Here is a 23,115-nt window from a genome sequence, read left to right as displayed (position 1 = left end):
GTGATCCGTACTTATTGGTTGTTTGAATGATCGGTAAAATTCATACCGCTTGCAATCATTTTCCTAAATACTTTGTAACACATTGTGAATTATAAAGACAAACGGCTAGGCTGAAAGCCATGTTGTTTATCAAGTGAGACTCTCTATGAAAAAATATGTATTACTCACGATGTTTTCTCTGGTACTTCTCACTTTTACAGTAATGGTAGTCATGGGCCGCCGCCGTTTTAGTGTGGCGCATAACAAAACGACTACTATGCAAGGTTATGCCACTATGCAATTAACTAACGCAAGTGATGATGTACATATTGCCGGTAGCAAGTATATACCTTTAAGCTGCGCGGCGGCGTTTAAAGCCAAGCAATAATAATGGTAGTAACCAACTCATACTACCACTTGAGCTATCCTCATCACCAGGCTGAGTTGGAGTCGGATCGTCAATGAGCGTATTTTCTTTTGGAGATAAATTAGCAGATGAGTTTGGATCATCATCAAGTACCACAACACTATTGATCGACACTAAATTAGCAATAGTTAGTGTAGTGTCTGCGCTTGCACATTGTTCCTCAGTTAAATTAACTACCGGAATTTCACCGCAATGCACTAACGCAGAAATCTTATCAAGCACAGCATAACTATCTGCTGTAATTTGACCAAATACAGTAAAACCGCCATTTTGCTTATCTAAGTTTGCACTATTATCTTTGAGATTAAAAAACCATTGGCTAGTAGCACTATCTTTATTGTTGCTGAGTTTAGCCATAGCAATAGTCCCTTTAACATTCGATAGTTTCGGCTCATTCGCAACAGCTGGTAATGTTGTTATCGCTTTAAAATCATCGGTAAAAGTAAAGCCTCCGCCTTGAATAATAAAATCCTTGATTGAACGGTGGATCACGGTTTGGTTGTACGCATCATTTTGTATATAACTTAAAAAATTCTCGACTGTTTTTGGCGTCTGTTGATCAAACAAATCAACCTTAATAGCGCCTTGTGAAGTTTGCATTTCAACTACAGTGGCATGGCTTACAAATGAGGTTGCGGTTAACAAACCGCACAGTAATAGTTTTTTCATTATTATATTCTCCTGAAAATTCTGTGGTTATGTGAATTTAATGAAAATAGTAAAGAACTCATGTGGAGATTACGATAGCAAAACGTACCTTTAAACAAATCAAACCGGATTGGTTACATTTAAATTACATATAGTTACAGTGCGTTGTTATTCACTCACGTTATAAATAAATTTTGTTTAAAACGAAATCGTCTTAATAGAAGAGTCTATTTTGCTAGTATTATTTATAACAATAAAACACACACAACAGGATTAGCAACTATGTCGTATGAAGAACAACACATCTGTGATTTTGGCTTACACCAAGGAGAGGCATACACAAAATTACCGGCAAGCTTTTTAAACTGGATGGTGGGTAATAACCATGAAAAATCAGCATTAGCAGAACAAGAGTTGCAGCGGCGCCAATTAGCCGCGACTGGAAAATTAAATTTCCAAGATGACATTAAAATAGAATAATTACGTTATTTTACAATAAAACTAGTTTAAACTATGCACTTAATAAACAGCACAACACTGACAACACGGGTCATATTATGCGCATATTACTTTCTCTTTTCCTATTACTAAGCATTACTGCATGTAGTAATCAAACCTCCGTTCAACAAGCTGACACCGCAGATATTCACTATCTCACCATTTTACATACCAATGATAATCATGGCCGCTTTTGGCATAACGAAAAAGGTGAATACGGTATGGCTGCACGTAAAACCTTAATCGACCAGTTACGTGCTGATGCGCAGCAACAAGGTCATGCAGTGCTACTTCTATCTGGTGGTGATATAAATACAGGCATTCCAGAATCAGACTTGCAATTTGCTGAGCCTGATTTCAAAGGAATGTCACTCATTGGTTACGATGCGATGGCGATTGGTAATCATGAATTTGATAATCCATTGAGTATTTTAAAACAACAGCAACAGTGGGCAAATTTTCCGCTACTTTCAGCTAATATTATTGATAAAAAAACTGGCAAAAATGCGTTTCAAGCTTATAAAATTTTCAACAAACAAGGTCTTAAAATAGCCGTTATTGGCCTAACAACCACAGATACCGCTAAAATAGGTAACCCGCAGTATATCGGTGGCCTTGAATTTCAAGAGCCCGTTGCAATAACCCAATCTTTAGCCGAGAAAATCAAAGCACAATATCAACCGGATATCACGATTGCAGTAACGCATATGGGTCATTATGTTAATGCAAATTATGGTATAAATGCACCTGGCGATGTTACCCTTGCCCGCTCTTTACCAGCTCATACCCTTGATATGATCATCGGCGGTCATTCACAAGAGCCTGTGTGTATGGTTGCTGAAAATGTTACTGATGAGAACTTTAAACCGGGTTTAGCCTGTAAACCCGATCAGCAAAATGGTACTTGGATAATGCAAGCCCATGAGTGGGGTAAATATGTCGGCAAAGCCGAGTTTAAACAAGAAAACGGCGTATTAACCTTATTAGATTATAAGTTATTGCCAGTTAACTTATACCTTGATAAAACGCAAACTGATGGTTCAATTAAGCCTGAGCTTGCCAACGAATACATCAAACCAGACGCAGCCCTCAAAACATTTTTAGCTGATTACCAAGCCAAAGGTGCAAAACAAATTGCAGGTGAAATTGGTTATGTTGATGCAAAGCTTGAGGGCGATCGCAATAAAGTTCGTTATCAACAAACCAACTTAGCACGCGTTATTGTGCAAGCGCAAATGAATGTTGTTGGCGCCGATTTTGGTATCATCAGCGGCGGTGGCATACGTGATAGTATTGCTGCAGGTGAAGTTAGTTATAAAGATATTTTAAAAGTACACCCTTTTAAAAATCGCATCACGTATATTGATTGGCAAGGCCAAGAACTTTGGGATTACCTAGAGACTGTAACTAGCTTCCCACCAAATTCTGGTGCTTACTTGCAATACCACAAATTAAGCTTTGAGCGTAACGATAATGCGCTGACTAAAGTGATGATCAACGGCAAAGCTCTGGATAAAAGCAAAACCTATCGCATGAGTATTAATAGCTACAATGCATCTGGCGGTGACGGCTACCCGGTGCTGATAAATTATAAAGGATTTATCAGCACTGACGAAACAGATACACAAGCATTAAAACGTTTCTTTATTGAAAACAGCCCAGTTAAAACCATTGAATTTGCGCCTAAATAATCCGAGCTTACCTCACACTGTTTAAGCATTAACAGTGTGAGGGCCTTAATCTTTACTGACTAGCTGGAGGAGCTAGGTTATTTGCCTATCACTTCTATATCATCGGCTTTGATATTCGATAAACCATAACTATGTAACCGCGATCGGGATCCTTCACCATGTGCCTTAGGTGGGTAATAAATACTTTTGAGCTCAGGATGATCAATAAGCAGCTCATCCAACGCAGCTCTGATTTCACTCAAGGTCTTTTCCAAACTATTGGTAAAATTAGGGCGCTTACGAATGGTGTGACCTAGCTGAATTAAACGATAAAAATACTTATTCGCCAATGCAATTAATTCATCCGGCACATCTTTGTTTTGATTAAGTGTCACGCCGGGGTGCTCAACGCAAAATTCAATTAAAGCTAAATAAAAACACAATGGTTTATTAGCCAGCGCAATTGCTAATTCTTGGTTGCAATTCAATCCTAACGTTTTATTATTTAAACTAATTTTGACAATTGGAACAATATTTTTGGCTTGCTCTTGGCTACCTTTACTAACAGCCAACAATGTACCAGTTTTTATATCGAGTCTTCTAATTAAAGCAACGATAAATACCGATGCCAAAGCGCCCATCAATATCACCTTAATAAAAAAAGCCGCTGTATATTGATGCACTTGCAAAAAAACCACCGGAATATTTCTACTTGGTGTGACAAGTTTGTTGGTAGCCATTTCCTCATCAACAATCTTTATTGCAATATCACCTATTGCGACTACTTCAAGTAAGTTATTGATTTTTAGTTGTTGGTTAAGTTCGGTTATATATTGCTTAATGTCATCTTCACTACCAGAGTGACTCAGAAATGTATTTGCCAAATTGATGTACGGTAAATCTAACGCAATGCGGTTTAAAATTTGTAACTGAGCAAGTTTCTCCTGCTGCTTGATTTGTACAGTATTTGCGACAAAAAAAACAGCTAACAACATGCTAAATACACCACAAAATACACTTATATATTTTTTCATTTTTGCTTACCGACAAAAAATGCTGATTGGCCGTCACAGTGCCAATAGGATTCTACATGATTAAAATATTGTGAGTTTTGCTCTTTTGATAATGATATTAATCGAGCTTGTACAGCGCACAGTAAGTCGGTATTTTCCGTTTGCATTTTTAAAAACCAGCGGCTGCCACTGATATTATCACTGATCGGTGTAATATAATTTTTTGAGAATAACGCTTGATCACTTTCTTGCCAATAAGAAGATATTAAATCAACACTACCAGAGGCTAATAACGTCCTTAGTTCTTGGTGAGAACTGGCATACGTAATGATCAAATTATCAAAATTTATATCTAGTCGTTTAAACATCTGTTTTGGAAGAATATGCCCAGATCGACTAGTAGGATAATCTAGTAAGCCAATGCGCTTATCTAAAAAGTACTGTTTTTCTAGTTTTGGTTTTTCTTTACTCGAAATAATAAACGCTGTGTAACTGGGAAAGCCAATCACGGCTTTATAGCTGTAAGTAGTTTGCGCCATAAAAGCATCCATTAAATTTTCTTTCGCAAGGATCAGATCCGCAATTCCCTTACCTAAAAAGTCTATGGTGTCTGATGATTTGTTACCCCAATAGGTAGTTACTTCGCCATATTGCTTTGCCACTACAGCATCATCACACAGTACATTTGTGACATCACTAGCCATTGACTTTATTGGCACATACACAATTAACACATTTTGATTTGCAGCTGACGTTGTTTGGCAACGTACTGATGTGTTTATAAATGTTGGTATTTTTTCATTACCATTAGGAACGCCGGTATTGCCTGCCCACCAAAACAAACCCACAAATAGACACAAAACTGTAACAATTATTGTTTTTAAAGAAATTACTAGAACTCGATTCAAAGTTTACCACCAGTGTTATTTATTCCCTCTCCATTTGACCAATTTAAATTACTTATTACAATAGGTAATTTTACCTAACAAATATAAATACTTGTTTTATAAGTAATTACAATAAGAAATTGTGAATTTTATTGAGTCCTTTCTATCTTACTATAAAATCAGGACAATTGGTTTTAGAAATATGACTCAGTTACGAACTACAGTTTGGAAAATGAAAAATGTTACAAAAAATAGGTAACTTATTAATCAGTGCGAGCAGTGTTATTTTGTTGTTCACCAGTAATAATGTTTTTGCGTGGGGTCAAAATGGACACAGAATTGTTGCACAAGTAGCCAATTCCCATTTAACACCCGCCACAGTTAGAGCATTAGCACCTTTGCTTGAAGGAGAAAGTTTGCCACAAATTGCCACATGGGCTGACGAAATGCGCTCCGCACCGGGTGAATTTTGGCAAGAAAAATCATCTCGCTGGCACTATATCAATGCTGATGCCGCAACCTTAAATAATCCGCCTTCTCATCATTCATCAAAAGAATCTGTTTCTAATATCCTCGATGCTCTACTTTTCAATATAGCCGTACTAAAAGATACAAATAGCTCAATTGACGCCAAAAGATTCAGTTTACGCTTTGTTGTGCACCTAGTTGGGGACAGCCACCAGCCATTTCATGCTGGTAGAAAGGGCGACCGGGGCGGCAATAATATTTCTGTCATATTCTTCGGGCAGGATACCAATTTGCATAGCTTGTGGGATTCAAAACTTATTGAAAATGAAAATTTATCCTACACTGAATTTGCAGACTTTATAAATACAGATAATAAACTATTGATTGCTAAATACCTACACAGTTCACCAGTTGAGTGGCTGCAGGAATCGCACAACATAGCAAACTCTATTTATAATAAACATGAAACAAAAATCAGCTATCAATACATCTATAAAAACATGCCAATTATAAAGACCCGCTTACAGCAAAGCGGAATAAGACTTGCCGGATTGTTAAACTTAATTTATGACAATTCAGCACTACCGTTAGTGAAGGCACTGAAGATGCCAGCTAATATAAATTAAAATCATTTAATTAAACATAACCTTAACACGGGAAATAACATAATGAAAATTCAACTACGCAAAACAGCACTTTCACTTGCTATCGCAGCTTGTGTTGGCGTAAGTGGCGCAGCGTTTGCAAATACAACTGCATCGGGTGTCAAAGGTCAAATTGTTGGCCCTAACGGTAACCCTGCTACAGGTACTGAAGTAACTATTATTCACGTACCTTCCGGCTCTTCTAAGGTAACTTACGTGAATGATGCTGGCTATTTTAGTGCTAGCGGCCTTCGTGTTGGCGGACCATACAACATTATAGTTGACTCAGATAAATATGAAGATCAACTTGTTGAAAATATTTTTCTAACTCTAGGCTCTGATTATCCCGTTAGCGTACAACTAAAGCCGGCTTCAAATATTGAACAAATTGTTGTTACTGGTCGCCCTATTAGTGCAATGTCCGGTGGTACAGGACCATCTTCAACATTTACACTAGAAGACCTTGAAAATGCCCCTGCTATTAACCGTGATCTGAGAGATATTGTTCGCGCGGATCCACGTGTCTACGTTGATGAAAGCCGTGGTGCAATTCAGTGTGGTGGTAATAATCCTCGCTATAACAGCTTAACCGTTGACGGCATCCGCATGAACGATAACTTCGGTTTAAGCTCAAACGGTTATCCGACTATCGGCGCTCCTTTCTCATTTGATTCAATCGATCAAGTTGCCGTTGAGCTTGCCCCATTTGATGTACAATACGGCGGTTTCACCGCGTGTAACATTAATGCCGTAACCAAATCTGGTACTAACGAGCTGCACGGTGGTGTGTTCTTTGATTTCACCAGCGACAGTTATAAAGGTGATAAAGTTGAAGGTGTGACAGCCGATAATGGTAACTATACTGATAAACGTTATGGTTTTAACTTAGGTTTACCACTAATTAAAGATCAGCTATTTTTCTTCGGAACTTATGAAAAGCAAGAAGGTATCACGCAATTCAACTATGGCGCAGCCCAAGGTGATGATCCAAGTGTTACAGCAGGCGATATTGCGAATATTCAACGTATTGCCCAAGAAAAATACAACTACAACGCAGGCACTATGCCTGGCAGCATGCCAGTTGAAGACGAGAAAATTTTAGTTAAGCTTGACTGGACTATTAATGATAGTCACCGTGCAAATTTCATTTATAACTACAATGATGCTTTTACTATTTCTCAATCAGATACTGGTTCAAGTCGCTTATCATTAGATAGCCATTATTATGAACAAGGCGCCAAGTTTACCTCTTTTGTTAGCTCACTTTACTCAGATTGGAACGATGATTTTTCAACCGAGCTTCGCTTTGGTAAATCTGAAGTAGATGCACGCGTGCAATCACTTGATGCTGCATCAGGTTTTGGCGAATTTCAAGTAAAGACTGCAGGTGGTGCAACGGTTTACATTGGCCCAGATGATTCTCGTCATGCCAATAAACTTAAGTATGACACAACGACATTTAAGTTAGCCGGCAAGTACTACCTTGATAAACATACAATTAGTGCTGGCTATGAATATGAGAAGCTAAATGTATTTAATATGTTTGTACAGAACACACAAGGTAAATTTGTCTTTAATTCAATTGCAGATTTTGAAGCCGGGTTAGCATCTTACGTTGAATATGATAATGCAGCGGTTACAAACAATCCTGCAGATGCTGCTGCTGAGTTTTCTTATAAGCAACATACTTTTTATTTGCAAGACGAGTATAACTTCGACAGTATTGATGCCAGTTTAACTTTTGGTTTGCGCTATGATCGTTATGAAAGCAGTGATGTACCAAATTTTAATGAAAACTTTACTAATCGTTACCGGTTTTCAAACCAACAAAACTTAGACGGTATGGATCTTATCCAACCTCGTATTGGCTTTAATTGGTATGCCACCGATGCATTAGAGGTACGTGCTGGTGTTGGTCTTTATACTGGTGGTAATCCAAATGTGTGGGTATCAAATGCTTACTCAAACGACGGTGTAACAAAGGTTGATACAAGCCGTAATAATGTTGATTTATTTAATACTGCAATGACCAATTTTGATGGCGGTACGCCAGGTTATGACGTACCACAAGAAATGTTCGATGAAGTTGCCAATACCGACGTTCGTTTAGGCGACAGCCAAACAAATGTTATTGATCCAAACTTTAAAATGCCTTCAGAGTGGAAATATGCATTAGGCGCTACGTTTACTACTGATAACGATTATGTTATTTCTGCTGATGCGCTTTATTCACGTAAAAATGATGCTGCTGTATTAACTGATTTAGGGTTAGCCCAAAATGGCTATGAGCCAGTAGATGGACGCCCAATCTACACGTCACCCGAAGGTCGGAATGGTGAGTTTATGCTAACCAATATTGATAATGGTGGTGATGCATTAGTACTTTCAACGGCGCTTAGCAAACGTTATGACAATGGTATTGACTTTACTGTTGCGTATTCATATACCGATGCTAAAGATGTTAATCCAATGACCAGCTCAGTAGCAGATTCAAATTATCATAACTTAGCAACTATTAACCCTAACAACCCGGGTATCGCAACATCAGATTACGAAGTACCACATCGTTTCACCTTAAAACTAGGTTACGCGCACGAGTTCTTTGATGGCTATGCAACGCGCTTTAACTTATTTGGTCAAGCATCAAAAGGCATGCCGTATAGCTACACATTTGCTGACTCAGATAATTTGTGGTCTCCCTCTAAAGCGAATAAAAACCGTCAATTGCTGTACGTACCACAGGTCAATGATCCAAACGTGGTTTATGGAACTGACTTTGATATTGATGCATTCAATGCATTTATCAATGACGAAAATTTAAAACGTGGCAGTATCACTGATCGTAATAGTGAGTACGCACCTTGGTTTATTAAATTCGACTTCAAAGTAACTCAAGAGCTACCAGGTTTTATGGAAGGTCATAAAGGTGAAGCCTACTTTGTTATTGATAATTTAACCAACCTCCTAAACGATGATTGGGGTAAACTTGAAAAAGGAAACTTTGTGGGTAACCCGGTTGTAAAAACATCTCGTGATGATCAAGGTCGTTACGTTTACGAAAGTTTCAACTCAGGCAATGTTGGTACTTATGTACAACGTGATGCCTCACTTTGGGAAATGCGTGTAGGTGTTCGTTACACTTTCTAATTTGCTAAGTTAACTTAACAAATTAAATTAATTTTAAAGCCCATCTTTTGATGGGCTTTTTATTTTATTCAGCTAATTTACTTGTTAACTTATCTAAACAACTAAGCAGGGTTTGATACTCGGCTTGCGTTAAAACATCCAATAGATTCTTCTCCCACGCTAAAGCTGCTGGGGCTAACTGCTGATATAAACTTAACCCTTCATTACTGAGCGCTAATAAACTTGCTCGCTTGTCTTGTGGGTTTACTAAACTAACAACGTAACCCTTATCTATTAGCGCTTTAATCGCGCGTGATACAGTGGATTTATCCATTGCTGCTTGCTCACACAATGCTTTTGCGTTGCTTTGTCCAAACTGGGCTAAATTAAACAAAATACGCCACTGAGGAATGCTTAAATCACTTTGCTGTTGATACACAGGTGCAAACTGTTCACTCATTTTACTCGCTAAATTAGCCAGTCTATACGGTAGAAAGGTCTCTAAATCAAGTGCCATGACGGCTATGTCCTGTTAATTTACAGTCACAATATAACTGTTCATAAATATGTACAGTGACAATAATTGTGATGTTTGAATTTAGTCTCACTTGAGAGTATCTTACAGTAAAACATAAAGGAGTCGAGTGATGAACAGCGAATTAGAATACATGACCGGATTTGGCAATGAGTTTGAAACCGAAGCCTTGCCAGGTGCCCTGCCGATTGGCCAGTTTAGCCCGCAAAAAGTAAAATACGATTTATACGCTGAACAATTTAGTACCACGGCATTTACCGCCCCGCGTGCTGATAACCGCCGTACGTGGATGTATCGTATTCGCCCCTCGGTTGTGCAAGGTGATTACAGCGTAATTGATAATGGTTTAATTCGCACCGCCCCAATTACCGAAGTCCCGACTCCACCGACTATGCTGCGCTGGGATCCAATTGCTATTCCCACTACGCCAACCGATTTCATTGATGGTTTGATCACTATGGCTGCAAACGGCAGCGCCAATGGCCAGACTGGAATTGGCATCCATGTATATGTAGCAAATAAATCAATGACTGATCGTTATTTTTATAATGCCGACGGTGAAATGTTGTTTGTGCCGCAGCAAGGTGAGTTAATGCTGAAAACAGAATGTGGTAACTTAACGGTTAAAGCGGGTGAAATTGCAGTTATTCCACGTGGTATTAAGTTTCAAGTTGAATTGCTCACTGAGACTGCTCGTGGTTATATCTGTGAAAATTATGGTCATGCTTATGTGTTAGCTGAGCGCGGCCCAGTGGGAGCCAACGGCTACGCTAACGACCGTGATTTTCAATACCCTGTTGCTGCCTTTGAAGATAAAGAGGGTGAGTTTGAGTTGGTTGCTAAGTTCAACGGTAATATGTTCCGCTGTGATATTGGCCACTCCCCTTTAGATGTTGTGGCCTGGACGGGCAACAGCGCTCCCTATAAATATGATTTAGCACGTTTTAATGTAATGAATACAGTGAGCTTTGATCACCCTGATCCGTCTATTTTCACAGTACTGACATCCCCATCAGGCACAGAAGGCGTTGCTAATATTGATTTTGCAATTTTTCCTCCACGCTGGATGGTGGCAGAAAACACTTTTCGCCCCCCCTATTATCACCGCAATATTATGAGTGAATTTATGGGTTTAATTGAAGGCGTGTACGATGCCAAAGAGCACGGCTTTGTACCAGGAGGCATGAGTTTACATAATTGTATGTCGCCGCATGGCCCTGAAGCTGATGTATTTGAAAAGGCCTCTAACGCAGAGCTTGAACCGCAACGCTACGAAAATACCCTCGCGTTTATGTTTGAATCACGTTACGTTATTTCACCAACAAAATACGCATTAGAGGGCAAAGAGCGCCAACCTAACTACACTGATTGCTGGCGTACTATTAAAAAACACTACAGTGGCCCACAAGGATAATTAAACATGAAATTATATAGTTATTTTCGTTCATCTGCCGCATATCGCGTGCGTATTGCGCTTAATTTAAAAAATATTCAGCATGAATTAGTCACTGTTAACTTACTAAAATCTGAGCAACAAGCACCTGACTACCTAGATAAAAACCCACAAGGATTATTACCTGCGCTAGAAACTGATGACGGTGTACTCGCACAATCGATGGCAATTTTAGAATACCTTGAAGAAACACACCCAGACACACCACTGTTATTTGGTGATGCATGGCAAAAAGCCCACATTCGTAATTTATGTTATGCCATTGCCTGCGATATTCATCCTATTGATAACCTGCGGGTACTAAAATATTTAAGCGGTGAACTTGGTGCTGACGATGCAACTAAAAATAGCTGGTATCGTCATTGGGTCGAGGTTGGTTTTGAAAAAATTGAACAGCTACTTGATCATAAAAATGAATATTGTGTGGGTGATAAACCTAGCCTTGCTGATGTGTGTTTAGTGCCGCAAGTATTTAATGCTTATCGTTTTAACGTCGATATGACTGCGTATCCGAAAATAGCAGCCATTTATGAACGTTGTAACACGCTTGATGCATTTATTGATGCTGCACCACAAAACCAACCGGATGCAGCCTAATATTCTTTTAGTTACCCAACGCACTGTGTAGCACGGTTACGTGCTCTATCAGATCTAAGCCCAGATCGGTTAAGTAACCACCATCTGGGCTATCTATAATACCTTTATCAAACAATCGTTGTGCCGCGCTTAATAAGCTTTCATCAGCATCACTGTGTAACTTAATACCTTGCATTTTACTGGTTAATGGAAATTTTGCTAACAGTGTAAATTCGTCAATCATCGTTTGTTTAAATTGCATGTGTTCACCTTGTCTTTAGAAAATTATTTTTGTGGATTTTTTACCCTAACACATTTTATGGCCATGTCACCCTAAAACCCTAAGTGGGCTGGTTTAAACGCATTTAATTGCAAATTAGGGCGTGTTGACCTTTCAGGATTAAAATTTGTTCAAACTAGGGGCGATTTAATCGCGGCGCGAGATTTGTAACCTAGTGGGCTAAGTAAAAATCGAGCAAAGCTTCCGCGTCCTGCTCACGCCCCTTACCTACATCCATGTAGGCAACAAAGAGTTAATCGCCCCTAGGAAGAACCCAAAGGGCAGCGCGTGTTTGGCATTAATGCTGCGTTATCGCCTATTTATGGGGAACAACCACACTACATAGGCTCTGCCTTGCCTAAATACCAAACACACTGCTGCAAATTTAACCTCGAAAGATAAACACGCCCTAGTATTTTGGGGTAACTTAGGTGTAAGCTTAGTGTAGTTATTTTTTAATGCAAAGGCTAAATATGCGAATTATAACGATTATAGGCATCTGTTTTATCAGTGTAATTTACTCGGCTAATAGTTTCAGTAATAATCAAAAACCAGCCTTGTTTCTTGACGCTAAAAATATAGTTACCGAGCAGCAACTCTGTTGGTTTGAAGATCAACGCTACAGTGAAGGTGCGATTATTTTAATGGCTAATGTGCGGGTGATCTGTGCAGCTAAAAACCCTCATCACAATAATAGCGCGTTAAATTGGTTAATGCTCAACGAGCAAAATGAAATCATTTACCCAACCGCCCCTAAAACAATTCGCGTTAATTAATAGAATTGGTATCAACGCACAGTTACGTTACAATAGCAGCGACTTTTATCAAGCAATAGTGAATTATGGATCAGCAAACAAACAACCCGTTACATGGCATTACACTCGAACAAATAGTAGTAAAACTCGAGCAAACACTTGGCTGGAAAGCAATGGGGGAGCATGTTGATATTCGCTGTTTTAAATCTGACCCAAGTGTAAAATCGAGCCTTAAATTTTTACGTAAAACACCTTGGGCTCGTACCAAGGTCGAGCAGTTATACCTCGATAACTGCATTAATACACAACCACAAAACAGCGGTTTTGTGTGGCCTAGTATTAAAAAGAAGTAACAGCCATTGCGCGTTATAGCTTATAACACGCAACAAGTTTAGTTACTCGGCCTGCTCGGCACAGATCACCGCCAGTGATTGCGGAGTAATTTCAATAGTTAGTTTATCAGCACTTTTAACTTCACCATCAAGTACATATTTTATTTCCTCAGTCGCCGATATTGCAACGCGACGCGCATTGGTATGATGTGAATTAATAGCAAAGTGTGCTTGAGTAATACTGCTAAATACCAGCTCAGCAATACTTAATACATTGGCTGATGCGTCTGGGTTAGGGGTTAGCCAGTTAACATCCAGTAGACCATCGTAATGATCTGGCTGACCGCCCCCTTGTGCTAATAACGTAGTAAAAGGCGCTGCATTCGCGACAATTAAACTATTGGTATGTATTTTATGCGGTTGATTATCATCTAGCTGCACGGTAAAATCTTGGGCCTTTTGTTCGCCTAAAGCTTGCCAGAACCCTTGTAAATATGCGAACTGCCCAAGCTCGTTTTTAGTATCCCGATCGGCTTTTTCAATCATGTGTTGTTCAAAGCCAATCCCTGCTAACAGCAACATTAACTCCCCATTACAGTATGCTGTATCCATTAGCTTAGTCTGCCCTTTAATAATTAAGTCACAGGCCACTTCAACAGGGATCAGTTTAGATTTAATGCCCATTAGCACATGTGCCAACGCATTGGCCGTGCCAAATGGGATAATACCTAATTTACAGTCTGTATTTACCAAAACACTTGCCACTTCTGCCACTGTGCCATCGCCGCCACAGGCGATGATCATATCTGGCTTATCAGCTATCGCTTGTTTGGCCAACGTAATACCATTTTGCTCGACTGATGTGATCAACACTTTTAAGTTATAATAAGTAGATAAATGCGCAACTATTAAATGCTCTTTTTGCTGCCATAATTTAGTGCCGGAAACTGGATTAGCAATTAATACCGCTTTATTTTTGATTAATAATTCCCCCTTTCTATGGCGTTTAACTAGTTGACGTAGTTGATGTTTATTTAAATTAGCGGTTTCGCGTGTTTCTTTTATTTGCGCAAGCACTTGATGTACATCAGCCTCCTTATTTTGACTGAGTAAATAAGCCGCCATCACAAACACCGAACGACCACGACCCAACGCGCAATGCACCACTACCCGGCGATTATTTTTAATATGATGAGCAATCCAGTTTATCGCTTGATTAAGCTGCGAATGTGTTGGGACTCGATGATCAAGCACCGGAATATTTAAATAGTTAATATTCTCTTGTGTTGATGACCATTCAAGTCCATCAAATTCACAGGTTACATCTAAAACCGCAGTAATACCGTTATCTTTTAAAGTGTCTATATCTGAAGGAAATAAGCGACAGGCTAAGAATAAGTGTTCGTTAATTTGTTGCAATGGCGGTACTTTATCGTGCTTTCGGCTCCATGCGTTATAAACTTGTGCCCCCAACAAAAAAGGAATGAAAGCCCAACGAATGTAAAACGGGATAACGCCGTTTTCTCGTTTACGAAAAATTTTTGCTATATTAAAAAAATAGGCACCGCTTACCAGTAATAAAGATAAAGCTGCCCAATAGAATAGCAGCGAAAAATAGCTAGGACTAACCTGCCACCCCATAATGATAAATACAATTGCCAGTAATAAGTAACTTATTGCGGCCCACATAAACGCTCCTTTTGTCGTTAGTTATACCCAAACAGAAATGCAATCTATGCGCCACTAAAAAAATCTAACAGCAATAAATATTCATATATATTTCATAGTATTAAGATATTCATCGATTAGTTTAGTGATACTTGCTGTGCTTACATAGGCTATTTTTACACACCTATGAAGCTAACTTACACAGTTGAAAGTATAGATTATTAAATAACTTAGAGCATAAAAAAGCCTAAGTTATAAATAACCTAGGCTTTTATTAAAAAATATCGTTTAACTTTACACGTCGATTTTAGTTAACCAGCCATGGGGGTCTGGTGCTTTACCCCATTGAATATCGTTCAGGGCTTGGCGTAAACGCATTGTCGTTGGCCCAGCTTCACCACTGCCCACTTTATATTCTTTATCATTATGAATAAAAGTACCCACTGGGGTTAATACCGCAGCAGTGCCAGATAAAGCAGCTTCAGTACCCGGTTTTGCAGCACGCTCAAGTAATTCAGTGACCGTAAAATTACGCTCAGATACTGTCATACCTAAATCTTTAGCGATGGTTAAAATACTACTACGCGTCACGCCATGTAAAAAGGTGCTGTCTAGCGCTTTAGTGATAATTTCATTACCATCAATTAAAATAAAGTTTGCCGCGCCCGTTTCTTGTACATCACCGCCTGGGCAGAATAAAATTTGATCGGCTTGATGTTGCAAGCGAGCCGCTGTAATAGGTGCTAATGCACTAGCATAATTACCACCACTTTTGATCATACCCATGTGTGGGGCACAGCGCATACCATCTTCTTCTAACAATACTCGCAGCGCAGTCGCGCCACCAGCAAAGTAATCACCCACAGGTGATAATAATACATACAATAAAGAACTTAATGACGGCACAGCCGCTTTACCAATGGCCGCTTCAGTACCAATATGCGTTGGACGAATATACATAGAGCCCGGTGGTAACGGTGTTTCATCGGCATATTGGCGAACAATATCAATGATCATTTTTTCAAGCATGGCTCCATCAACTTCAGGTAAGCTTAATAAATGCGAGCTTTGTTTCATGCGGGCAATGTTAGCATCCATGCGGAAAATATAGACTGAGCCGTCTTCATGGCGAAATGCTTTTAACCCCTCAAAACATGTACTCGAATAATGAAGAACATGCGCCCCAGCATGAAGTTCTATTTTATCTGACGGAACAACAGAGCTTTCACTCCAAGCGTTATCAGTAAAACGCGCTTGAATCATCTGCGGCATAAATACAGTACCGAATGCGGCCATTTTAATCTCTCTTATGTGGTCTACTTTTGCTCTATTGTATGACATTCATGCACTGTTTAACCATAACTAAAACAAAGCATTTGCTAAATTGTGTAATGCCACAAGCGCAAAGCTATTTGCGATCAACTTAAACGGTTAAGATAGCGCAGCAAAGAGGATTAAACGATCCCTCTTTGCGCTTAGAGCTCGACTCTAATTAGAACGGTACAAGCAACACCCGCATTGCAGGGCGAAGCGCTAATAAGAGTGTGGCTTTATCAACATGTGGATTAAGGGTTTTACGCAAAGTGATCCCATTTATCATTGCAAACATCACTTCAATACGGCTTTCTAGTTCCGTTGCACTGAGGTCTTTTATTAAACTGCGTTCACTCAATAAAAGATTACGCATTTTCTCTCTGGCATAACAATCAGACTTTCGCAACTGTTCTGCCACTTTATCGTTGCGCGCAGCTTCAGCGAACATCTCTAAATCGAGTGCACCTTGGTTTACATCAGTATGATGATCAACGGCATAGTCTAAACCATCGAGTAGAATCGTTACTAAATCTCCAGGTTGATCTTCATACTCCTGAAAAATAGAGAACACTTTTTCCATGTCCTGTTCAATAATAGATTCAATGATCGCTTCTTTGCTAGCAAAGAAATTATAAATATGTCCTGCGCTCATCCCTGCGGTCTTTGAGATCTCGGCCATTCCTGCGCCATGATAGCCTTTTCGTCTAAAACAATCGGCCGCAGCACATAACACTTGATCACGCCGAGCCTGCGCCAATGCAGGGTCGGTTTGTCTTTTCGATTTTTCTTTCATGTATTCCTGCCAGGTAATCGCGAAAAGCATCGCTTTTCTTTTAACCTAATAATTATCACTAGCTTATATATTCTTTGACATCGACTTTGTCGGTTACCACAAAGAACTTAATAAACTAGTGATAAAATATTCAGTAGCGTAGCCTAGCGGCTATTCATCCTGTTGAGCCGATCGTTGCCAACCGCCTCCAACTGCTTTATACAAACTAATTTGGCTCGTTATATAGGCTTTTTTACCACTAATGAGTTGTTGCCCTGCACTATACCAATTACGTTGTGCATCCAGCACTTGTAAATAGCTATCGGCACCTTTTTCAAAGCGAGCTTCAGAGAGTGTAAAAGACACCTGATTACTATTGTACAAATCTTCAAGCGCACTTAGCTGCTGCATATAACCGTCCCTATCGGCAAGCGCATCAGAGACTTCTTTAAATGCCTGTTGAATCGTTTGTTCATAGGTGGTTAGCGCAATCTGTTGCTGCGTTTGCGCAACATCTAAGTTTGCTTGATTACGACCCATATTAAATATCGGTATCGTGATCGATGGCATAAAGCTCCATGTGCCACTGCCACTTGAAAACAAATTATCTAGATCACTCGACGCACTCCCTGCATTAGCCGTTAAGCTAATACTTGGAAAAAATGCGGCTTTAGCCACACCGATATTAGCGTTAGCAGCTAATAACTGAAACTCTGCCGCTTTAATATCAGGACGTTGCTCAAGTAACTCGGATGGTAAACCTACAGGCACGCTCGGGAAATTTAGTACTTCATCTAAACTCTCAACGGGTAACAACTTTGCTGAAACCGGTTGACCAACTAATAGATCTAGGGCATTTTTATCGCGCATTAACAAACGTTGATAATTAGCAATATCAACTTTAGCAGTGGCTACAGTGCTCTCAATTTGTGCCAACGTTAATTTTGATGCTGCACCAAGTGCATAGGTTTTTTCGGTTAACGCTAATGAAGCCTGCTGGCTTTTGAGGGTTTGCATCGCAAGCGCTAATTGCTCTTTATCAGCAGCATAATTCAACCAAGCACTTACCAACTCAGAAATTAAGCTAATTTTCACACTCGTTTGCGTTTGCTCCGACGCATATAGTGTCTGTAACGCTTGCTCTGATTGGTTTCTCACTTTGCCCCATAAATCGAGCTCATACGCTGTCATTCCAACAGTAGCCGAATAACTCTGGCTGATCTGCGCATTCCCCGTTGATGATAAATCAGCGGGTAAACGTTGACGCGTGCCCGACGCAGCAAAGTCGATTGACGGATATAAAGCTGAGTCTTCGATTTGATAAAGGGCACGTACTTGCTGCACATTAAGTGCAGCAAGTTTAAGGTCTTTATTATGAGCTAATGTTTGTTCGATCAAGTGTTGCAGTTTTTCATTCGCAAAAAACTGCTGCCATCTTAAATCAGCCGTATTACCTTGCTCGCTCTGTATTGCGTAGCTATCAGGCACTGGCAGCACTATGTCCTCACGCGGCGGTGCCATTTGACAAGCACTGAGCACAAATACGCTTAAACTCGCTAGGCTTAACGTTTTGAATGTCATTATGATTGCTCCTGTGTCACAGCTTTGTGTTTACCTGGAAAAACTCTGCGCACCAATACAAAGAATAACGGTACAAATAGCACAGCTAATAGTGACGATGCGAGCGTGCCACCTATGACTGAGATACCTAGAGCATTTTGTGCACCAGAACCAGCACTTGATGCAATCGCTAAAGGTAAAACGCCACAAATAAATGCCATAGAAGTCATCAAAATTGGTCGTAATCGTAGCTTAACAGAGTTAATTGCAGCATCCACTAGCCCCATGCCTTCATCCATTTTATGGATCGCGAATTCAACAATCAAAATAGCATTTTTAGATGCCAGCCCTATGGTAGTCAACAAGCCTACTTGTAAGTAAATATCATTCGATAAATTACCTATAAAGGCAGCCATTGCAGCGCCAAATACGCCTAAAGGAACAATCATCATTACCGCTGCCGGTACAGACCAACTTTCATACAATGCAGCTAGACATAAAAACACCACCAATAACGACAACGCATATAATAATGGCGCTTGCCCGCCACTTAAACGCTCTTCATACGAAATACCAGTCCATTCAAAGGCGAACCCAGTTGGTAGCTGGCTAACCAACTTCTCCATTTCATCCATAGCTTGACCAGTACTGTAACCTGGCGCTGCTGCACCTTGAATTTCCATCGCTGAAAAACCGTTAAAACGCTCAAGACGCGGCGAACCATAGGTCCAATACGACTGAGCAAATGCGGTAAATGGCACCATATCGCCACTACTATTACGTACATACCACTTATCTAAATCTTCCGGTACCATACGCGACTCAGGCGTACCTTGTAAGTACACTTTTTTTACTCGACCACGGTCGATAAAGTCATTCACATAACTACTACCCCACGCCGTAGACAAGGTACTATTGATATCAGCTTGGGTCAGCCCAAGTGCTTGCGCTTTTGCTAAATCAATATCTAGCTCCAGTTCTGGTTTATCTTCTTGACCATTAGGACGAACGCCCGCCAACACAGGACTTTTTGAAGCCATCCCTAGTAACATATTTCGCGCTTCGAGTAATTTATCATGGCCAAGCCCAACCCTATCTTGTAAAAACAAGGTAAAACCATTGGCAGTGCCAAGCTCAACAACCGCAGGTGGTGGGAAAGCAAAAACAAAGGCTTCTTTAATCGTAGAAAAATAGCCCATCGCTTTGCCTGCGACCGCACCAACCGATAAATCATCGCGTTGACGCTCATCCCAGTGTTTTAAACCAACAAAGCCAAGCGCTGCATTTTGCCCAGAGCCTGCAAAACTAAAGCCAGTTACACTAAACACAGACCGTACAGCTTCTGACTGATCTTCTAAAAAATGCTTTTCCATTTTCTCAACGACTTTTAATGTCTGCTCAGTGGTTGCTCCTGCTGGTAAACTTACTTGATTGAACAAAATACCTTGGTCTTCATCAGGTAAAAACGCTGAAGGAAGCTGTGAGAAAATATAGACCATGCCGCCAACAATTAAGCCATAACACAGCAAGTAGCGCTTACTTTGCTTGATCATACGGCTTACAAAGTTTTGTGCTCCGCTATTTGTTTTATCAAAGCCACGGTTAAAGCCCATAAAAAAGCGGCCAATAAGTGATGAGTTATTATGCACATGACTCGGTTTTAACATGGTTGCACACAGTGCAGGCGTTAAAATAAGGGCCACTAAAACAGATAAGCTCATAGCCGTGACTAAAGTTACTGAAAATTGACGATAAATAACCCCAGTGGAGCCCGCAAAGAAGGCCATTGGGATAAATACCGCAGATAGCACCATAGCAATACCAACTAATGCACCTTTGATCTCGTCCATTGATTTACGCGTTGCTTCAAGTGGTGACAACTTTTCTTCAGTCATAACCCGTTCAACGTTTTCAACCACAACAATCGCATCATCAACCAACAAACCGATGGCTAAAACCATTGCAAACATAGTCAAAGTATTAATTGAATAACCTAAAACTTGCAGTACTGCAAACGTCCCCAAAAGAACCACTGGCACCGCAATTGTTGGTATTAACGTTGCCCTAAAGTTTTGTAAAAACAAATACATAACTAAGAAAACCAGTACAACCGCTTCGATTAATGTACTGACTACTTTTTCAATTGATAGTGATACAAACGGAGTGGTGTCGTAAGGTACAACACTGGCTAACCCTTCAGGAAAAAACGGTTCTAGTTCAGCTAATGCTACTTTTACGCCTGCAGCAGTATCAAGAGCATTGGCGCCACTGGCAAGTTTAATACCTAAACCTGACGCTGGTTTACCATTAAAGCGTGCCACAACACCGTAGCTTTCACCGCCAAGTTCTACTTTTGCGACGTCGCCTAAACGAACTACAGAGCCGTCTTCATTGTTTTTGACAAAAATATTACGAAATTGTTCTGGTGTTTGTAAGCGACTTTGTGCAGTCACTGTGGCATTAAGCTGCTGCCCTGAAACCGCAGGTAAAGAACCAAGTTGACCTGCTGATACTTGCGCATTTTGAGCACTAATGGATGCTCTAATATCTGCAGGAGTCAGTTTATATTTTTGCAGCATACTAGGGTCTAACCAGATACGCATCGCATATTGAGAGCCAAATAACTGTACTTCACCTACGCCATTGACGCGGGACACGATGTCTTGCACATTGGAAGCAACATAGTCACCGATATCGATATTATTCATGCTGCCATCTTCAGAAACAAAACCAACAACCATTAAAAAGTTGCGAGCAGATTTAGCGACTGATACACCTTGGCGTTGCACTTCTTGTGGCAATAACGGTGTTGCTAAGGCAAGTTTATTCTGTACTTGAACTTGTGCAATATCTGGATCAGTATCAGCATCAAACGTCAGTGTTAAAGTTGCCGAACCATTTGATTCTGAGGTTGATGACATATATAGCAAGCCATCTAACCCTTTCATTTTTTGCTCAATAACCTGCGTAACAGTATCTTCTAACGTACGTGCAGAGGCACCAGGATAATTAGCTTGAACACTAATTGCCGGAGGCGCAATAGACGGGTACTGAGCAATAGGTAAACCTTTAATTGCTAATATTCCCGCCAACATAACAACAATGGCCAATACCCATGCAAAAATAGGCCGATCGATAAAAAATCGTGACATTAAAATGCTCCGTTATTGAGTTTTAGTAGCTGAGTCGGCCGGCACTGCATTAACAGATGCGCCTGGTGCTATTTTTTGTAAACCTTCAACGATCAATTGATCGCCATCATTTAAGCCACTAGTCACTAACCAGTTTGCACCTACTGTGCGGTCAGTTTTTAATATTCGCGCTTCAACGGTATTATCTTTACCCACCACCATCGCTGTAGGCTCACCTTTAGTATTACGGCTCACACCACGCTGCGGTACTAAAATAGCATTAGGCTTAACCCCTTCAACAACCACAGCTCTGACATACATACCAGGTAATAATAGCTTTTCTGGATTTGGAAACTTTGCTCGTAAAGTCACTGAGCCAGTGCTTGGATCAACCGCCACTTCAGAAAACTGCAAAGTGCCTGTGTGTGGATACACTGAGCCATCTTCCATCGTAAGTTCAACCTTTGATTGTGCAGTAAGATCTTTGTCAAGCTCACCATTGGCAATCGCTTTTTTCAAGCGGGTCAACTCACTACTAGATTGGGTAAGGTCAATATAAATTGGATCAAGCTGAGTGACAGTTGCTAATACAGTTGCTTGATTAGCACTTACCAAAGCACCGGCAGTCACGTTCGATTTGCCAATTTGGCCACTAATAGGTGATGAAACTCGACTGTAGTTTAGATTGATCTGCGCTGTTTTAAGCTGTGCTTGCGCAGTTAATAAATCAGCTTGCGCACCTTTATAACTGGCATCTGCTTCATCAAAATCTTGCTGGCTGACCGCTTTTATTGCTAATAACTCAGAATAACGATCTGATTTAGCTTTAGCATTAGCAATACTCGATTTAGCTTTACTAATAGCGGCTTTACTGGTTGCTACTTGTGCTTCAAATGTAGCAGGATCAATTTGATATAAAGCCTGACCTTTTTTGACTTCAGCACCTTGAGTGAATAAACGTGACTGGATAATACCGCTTACCTGCGGACGAATTTCCGCTACTTGAGACGCAGTAACACGCCCTGGCAGCTCCTTTGTAAGTGTTAATGGTTGGCTTTTTAATGTAATTACGCCAACAGGAGTTGGCTGTGAAGCATGCATATTAGCCTGCTGAGTTTGATCGCAACCGGATAAAACAACTGCACTTGCCAAAGCCGTGACAGTAAAAAGAACGACGCGAGAACGCTGCATGTTAACTACCCTTAATTTAGAATGAACGATCATTCTAAATTAAAAAGTTATAATTTCCAACTTTAATTGAGAGTTATTTTAAAAAGACCTAGAGCATGTAAAGTGATGTAAAAAGACTTGACGGTGAGCTAAAAAACAGTCCATGTAAATTATCAATTACAGGCACAGAAAGAGTTGATTTTATCTTT

The 23,115-nt window shown here is 40.1% G+C and carries 20 protein-coding genes; 9 read left to right on the top strand and 11 right to left on the bottom strand.

What is annotated here, in order from left to right; genetic code table 11:
- Positions 1-145: 145 nt before the first annotated feature.
- Positions 146-367 (top strand): hypothetical protein, encoded by a 222-nt coding sequence (locus tag HHO47_RS03075; protein WP_169018793.1) that lies wholly within the window; start codon positions 146-148, stop codon positions 365-367.
- Here HHO47_RS03075 and HHO47_RS03070 read toward each other — a convergent pair.
- Positions 332-1,075 carry a peptidylprolyl isomerase gene (locus HHO47_RS03070; protein ID WP_169018791.1) on the bottom strand — a complete coding sequence of 248 codons (744 nt, stop codon included), beginning with the start codon at positions 1,073-1,075 and terminating at the stop codon, positions 332-334. The genes HHO47_RS03075 and HHO47_RS03070 overlap by 36 nt on opposite strands.
- Positions 1,076-1,336: 261 nt before the next feature.
- Here HHO47_RS03070 and HHO47_RS03065 point away from each other — a divergent pair, with 261 nt between their 5' ends.
- Together HHO47_RS03065 and ushA are read left to right on the top strand one after the other, a co-directional pair.
- Entirely contained in the window at positions 1,337-1,534 is a 198-nt protein-coding gene (locus HHO47_RS03065) for a hypothetical protein (RefSeq protein ID WP_145234351.1), read from the top strand.
- Between the two features lie 77 nt (positions 1,535-1,611).
- Entirely contained in the window at positions 1,612-3,243 is a 1,632-nt protein-coding gene (gene ushA, locus HHO47_RS03060) for a bifunctional UDP-sugar hydrolase/5'-nucleotidase UshA (protein ID WP_169018789.1), read from the top strand.
- Between the two features lie 77 nt (positions 3,244-3,320).
- Here ushA and HHO47_RS03055 read toward each other — a convergent pair whose 3' ends face one another.
- Complete coding sequence (locus tag HHO47_RS03055) at positions 3,321-4,256, bottom strand: hypothetical protein (RefSeq protein ID WP_169018788.1); 936 nt, start codon at positions 4,254-4,256, stop codon at positions 3,321-3,323.
- Complete coding sequence (locus HHO47_RS03050; protein ID WP_211183593.1) at positions 4,253-5,143, bottom strand: hypothetical protein; 891 nt, start codon at positions 5,141-5,143, stop codon at positions 4,253-4,255. Before HHO47_RS03050 ends, HHO47_RS03055 begins: the two co-directional genes overlap by 4 nt.
- 218 nt (positions 5,144-5,361) lie before the next feature.
- On the opposite strand from HHO47_RS03050, the gene HHO47_RS03045 reads away from it, so the two are divergent.
- Both HHO47_RS03045 and HHO47_RS03040 read left to right on the top strand, forming a co-directional pair.
- Positions 5,362-6,216: a S1/P1 nuclease gene (locus tag HHO47_RS03045; protein ID WP_169018786.1), complete on the top strand. Its 855-nt coding sequence runs from the start codon at positions 5,362-5,364 to the stop codon at positions 6,214-6,216.
- 42 nt (positions 6,217-6,258) lie between these two features.
- Positions 6,259-9,381, top strand: a complete 3,123-nt coding sequence (locus tag HHO47_RS03040; RefSeq protein WP_169018784.1) for a TonB-dependent receptor — start codon at positions 6,259-6,261, stop codon at positions 9,379-9,381.
- A 64-nt stretch (positions 9,382-9,445) separates the two neighbouring features.
- Here HHO47_RS03040 and HHO47_RS03035 read toward each other — a convergent pair whose 3' ends face one another.
- Positions 9,446-9,877, bottom strand: coding sequence for a MarR family winged helix-turn-helix transcriptional regulator (locus HHO47_RS03035; protein WP_169018782.1), 432 nt, complete (start codon positions 9,875-9,877; stop codon positions 9,446-9,448).
- A 130-nt stretch (positions 9,878-10,007) separates the two neighbouring features.
- On the opposite strand from HHO47_RS03035, the gene hmgA reads away from it, so the two are divergent.
- Together hmgA and maiA are read left to right on the top strand one after the other, a co-directional pair.
- On the top strand, positions 10,008-11,309 hold the full coding sequence (gene hmgA, locus HHO47_RS03030; RefSeq protein WP_169018780.1) for a homogentisate 1,2-dioxygenase: 1,302 nt from the start codon (positions 10,008-10,010) through the stop codon (positions 11,307-11,309).
- A gap of 6 nt (positions 11,310-11,315) precedes the next feature.
- A complete protein-coding gene (maiA, locus tag HHO47_RS03025; protein ID WP_169018778.1) occupies positions 11,316-11,945 on the top strand; it encodes a maleylacetoacetate isomerase in 630 nt (209 codons plus the stop codon).
- Between the two features lie 7 nt (positions 11,946-11,952).
- Here maiA and HHO47_RS03020 read toward each other — a convergent pair whose 3' ends face one another.
- Positions 11,953-12,186 (bottom strand): TIGR02647 family protein, encoded by a 234-nt coding sequence (locus HHO47_RS03020; RefSeq protein WP_145234371.1) that lies wholly within the window; start codon positions 12,184-12,186, stop codon positions 11,953-11,955.
- Between the two features lie 491 nt (positions 12,187-12,677).
- Here HHO47_RS03020 and HHO47_RS03015 point away from each other — a divergent pair, with 491 nt between their 5' ends.
- On the top strand, positions 12,678-12,980 hold the full coding sequence (locus HHO47_RS03015; RefSeq protein ID WP_169018776.1) for a DUF1496 domain-containing protein: 303 nt from the start codon (positions 12,678-12,680) through the stop codon (positions 12,978-12,980).
- A 65-nt stretch (positions 12,981-13,045) separates the two neighbouring features.
- Positions 13,046-13,312 (top strand): VF530 family DNA-binding protein, encoded by a 267-nt coding sequence (locus HHO47_RS03010; protein ID WP_169018774.1) that lies wholly within the window; start codon positions 13,046-13,048, stop codon positions 13,310-13,312.
- 42 nt (positions 13,313-13,354) lie between these two features.
- On the opposite strand, the gene HHO47_RS03005 is transcribed toward HHO47_RS03010, so the two are convergent.
- The 6 genes from HHO47_RS03005 to HHO47_RS02980 form a co-directional block, all read right to left on the bottom strand.
- Positions 13,355-14,980, bottom strand: a complete 1,626-nt coding sequence (locus HHO47_RS03005) for a diacylglycerol kinase family protein (protein WP_169018772.1) — start codon at positions 14,978-14,980, stop codon at positions 13,355-13,357.
- Between the two features lie 273 nt (positions 14,981-15,253).
- Complete coding sequence (locus tag HHO47_RS03000; protein WP_169018980.1) at positions 15,254-16,255, bottom strand: branched-chain amino acid aminotransferase; 1,002 nt, start codon at positions 16,253-16,255, stop codon at positions 15,254-15,256.
- Between the two features lie 196 nt (positions 16,256-16,451).
- On the bottom strand, positions 16,452-17,066 hold the full coding sequence (locus HHO47_RS02995; RefSeq protein WP_169018771.1) for a TetR/AcrR family transcriptional regulator: 615 nt from the start codon (positions 17,064-17,066) through the stop codon (positions 16,452-16,454).
- A gap of 150 nt (positions 17,067-17,216) precedes the next feature.
- Positions 17,217-18,626, bottom strand: a complete 1,410-nt coding sequence (locus tag HHO47_RS02990; protein ID WP_169018769.1) for an efflux transporter outer membrane subunit — start codon at positions 18,624-18,626, stop codon at positions 17,217-17,219.
- Entirely contained in the window at positions 18,626-21,757 is a 3,132-nt protein-coding gene (locus HHO47_RS02985) for an efflux RND transporter permease subunit (RefSeq protein WP_169018767.1), read from the bottom strand. Before HHO47_RS02985 ends, HHO47_RS02990 begins: the two co-directional genes overlap by 1 nt.
- A gap of 12 nt (positions 21,758-21,769) precedes the next feature.
- Positions 21,770-22,927: an efflux RND transporter periplasmic adaptor subunit gene (locus HHO47_RS02980; RefSeq protein WP_169018765.1), complete on the bottom strand. Its 1,158-nt coding sequence runs from the start codon at positions 22,925-22,927 to the stop codon at positions 21,770-21,772.
- Positions 22,928-23,115: the final 188 nt, after the last annotated feature.

The organism is Pseudoalteromonas arctica (assembly GCF_012927645.1).
In the GTDB taxonomy this organism is placed as follows: domain Bacteria; phylum Pseudomonadota; class Gammaproteobacteria; order Enterobacterales; family Alteromonadaceae; genus Pseudoalteromonas; species Pseudoalteromonas arctica_A.
The sequence above is the reverse complement of the archived record's forward strand: the minus strand, read 5'-3'. Positions and strand labels throughout refer to the sequence as shown.

Coding starts and splice junctions, on each gene's coding strand:
- HHO47_RS03075 (WP_169018793.1), top strand. CDS start 146: ATGAAAAAATATGTATTACTCACGATGTTTTCTCTGGTACTTCTCACT.
- HHO47_RS03065 (WP_145234351.1), top strand. CDS start 1,337: ATGTCGTATGAAGAACAACACATCTGTGATTTTGGCTTACACCAAGGA.
- ushA (WP_169018789.1), top strand. CDS start 1,612: ATGCGCATATTACTTTCTCTTTTCCTATTACTAAGCATTACTGCATGT.
- HHO47_RS03020 (WP_145234371.1), bottom strand. CDS start 12,186: ATGCAATTTAAACAAACGATGATTGACGAATTTACACTGTTAGCAAAA.
- HHO47_RS03005 (WP_169018772.1), bottom strand. CDS start 14,980: ATGTGGGCCGCAATAAGTTACTTATTACTGGCAATTGTATTTATCATT.
- hmgA (WP_169018780.1), top strand. CDS start 10,008: ATGAACAGCGAATTAGAATACATGACCGGATTTGGCAATGAGTTTGAA.
- HHO47_RS03000 (WP_169018980.1), bottom strand. CDS start 16,255: ATGGCCGCATTCGGTACTGTATTTATGCCGCAGATGATTCAAGCGCGT.
- HHO47_RS02980 (WP_169018765.1), bottom strand. CDS start 22,927: ATGCAGCGTTCTCGCGTCGTTCTTTTTACTGTCACGGCTTTGGCAAGT.
- HHO47_RS02990 (WP_169018769.1), bottom strand. CDS start 18,626: ATGACATTCAAAACGTTAAGCCTAGCGAGTTTAAGCGTATTTGTGCTC.
- HHO47_RS02995 (WP_169018771.1), bottom strand. CDS start 17,066: ATGAAAGAAAAATCGAAAAGACAAACCGACCCTGCATTGGCGCAGGCT.
- HHO47_RS03045 (WP_169018786.1), top strand. CDS start 5,362: ATGTTACAAAAAATAGGTAACTTATTAATCAGTGCGAGCAGTGTTATT.
- HHO47_RS02985 (WP_169018767.1), bottom strand. CDS start 21,757: ATGTCACGATTTTTTATCGATCGGCCTATTTTTGCATGGGTATTGGCC.
- HHO47_RS03015 (WP_169018776.1), top strand. CDS start 12,678: ATGCGAATTATAACGATTATAGGCATCTGTTTTATCAGTGTAATTTAC.
- HHO47_RS03040 (WP_169018784.1), top strand. CDS start 6,259: ATGAAAATTCAACTACGCAAAACAGCACTTTCACTTGCTATCGCAGCT.
- HHO47_RS03010 (WP_169018774.1), top strand. CDS start 13,046: ATGGATCAGCAAACAAACAACCCGTTACATGGCATTACACTCGAACAA.
- HHO47_RS03070 (WP_169018791.1), bottom strand. CDS start 1,075: ATGAAAAAACTATTACTGTGCGGTTTGTTAACCGCAACCTCATTTGTA.
- HHO47_RS03035 (WP_169018782.1), bottom strand. CDS start 9,877: ATGGCACTTGATTTAGAGACCTTTCTACCGTATAGACTGGCTAATTTA.
- HHO47_RS03055 (WP_169018788.1), bottom strand. CDS start 4,256: ATGAAAAAATATATAAGTGTATTTTGTGGTGTATTTAGCATGTTGTTA.
- maiA (WP_169018778.1), top strand. CDS start 11,316: ATGAAATTATATAGTTATTTTCGTTCATCTGCCGCATATCGCGTGCGT.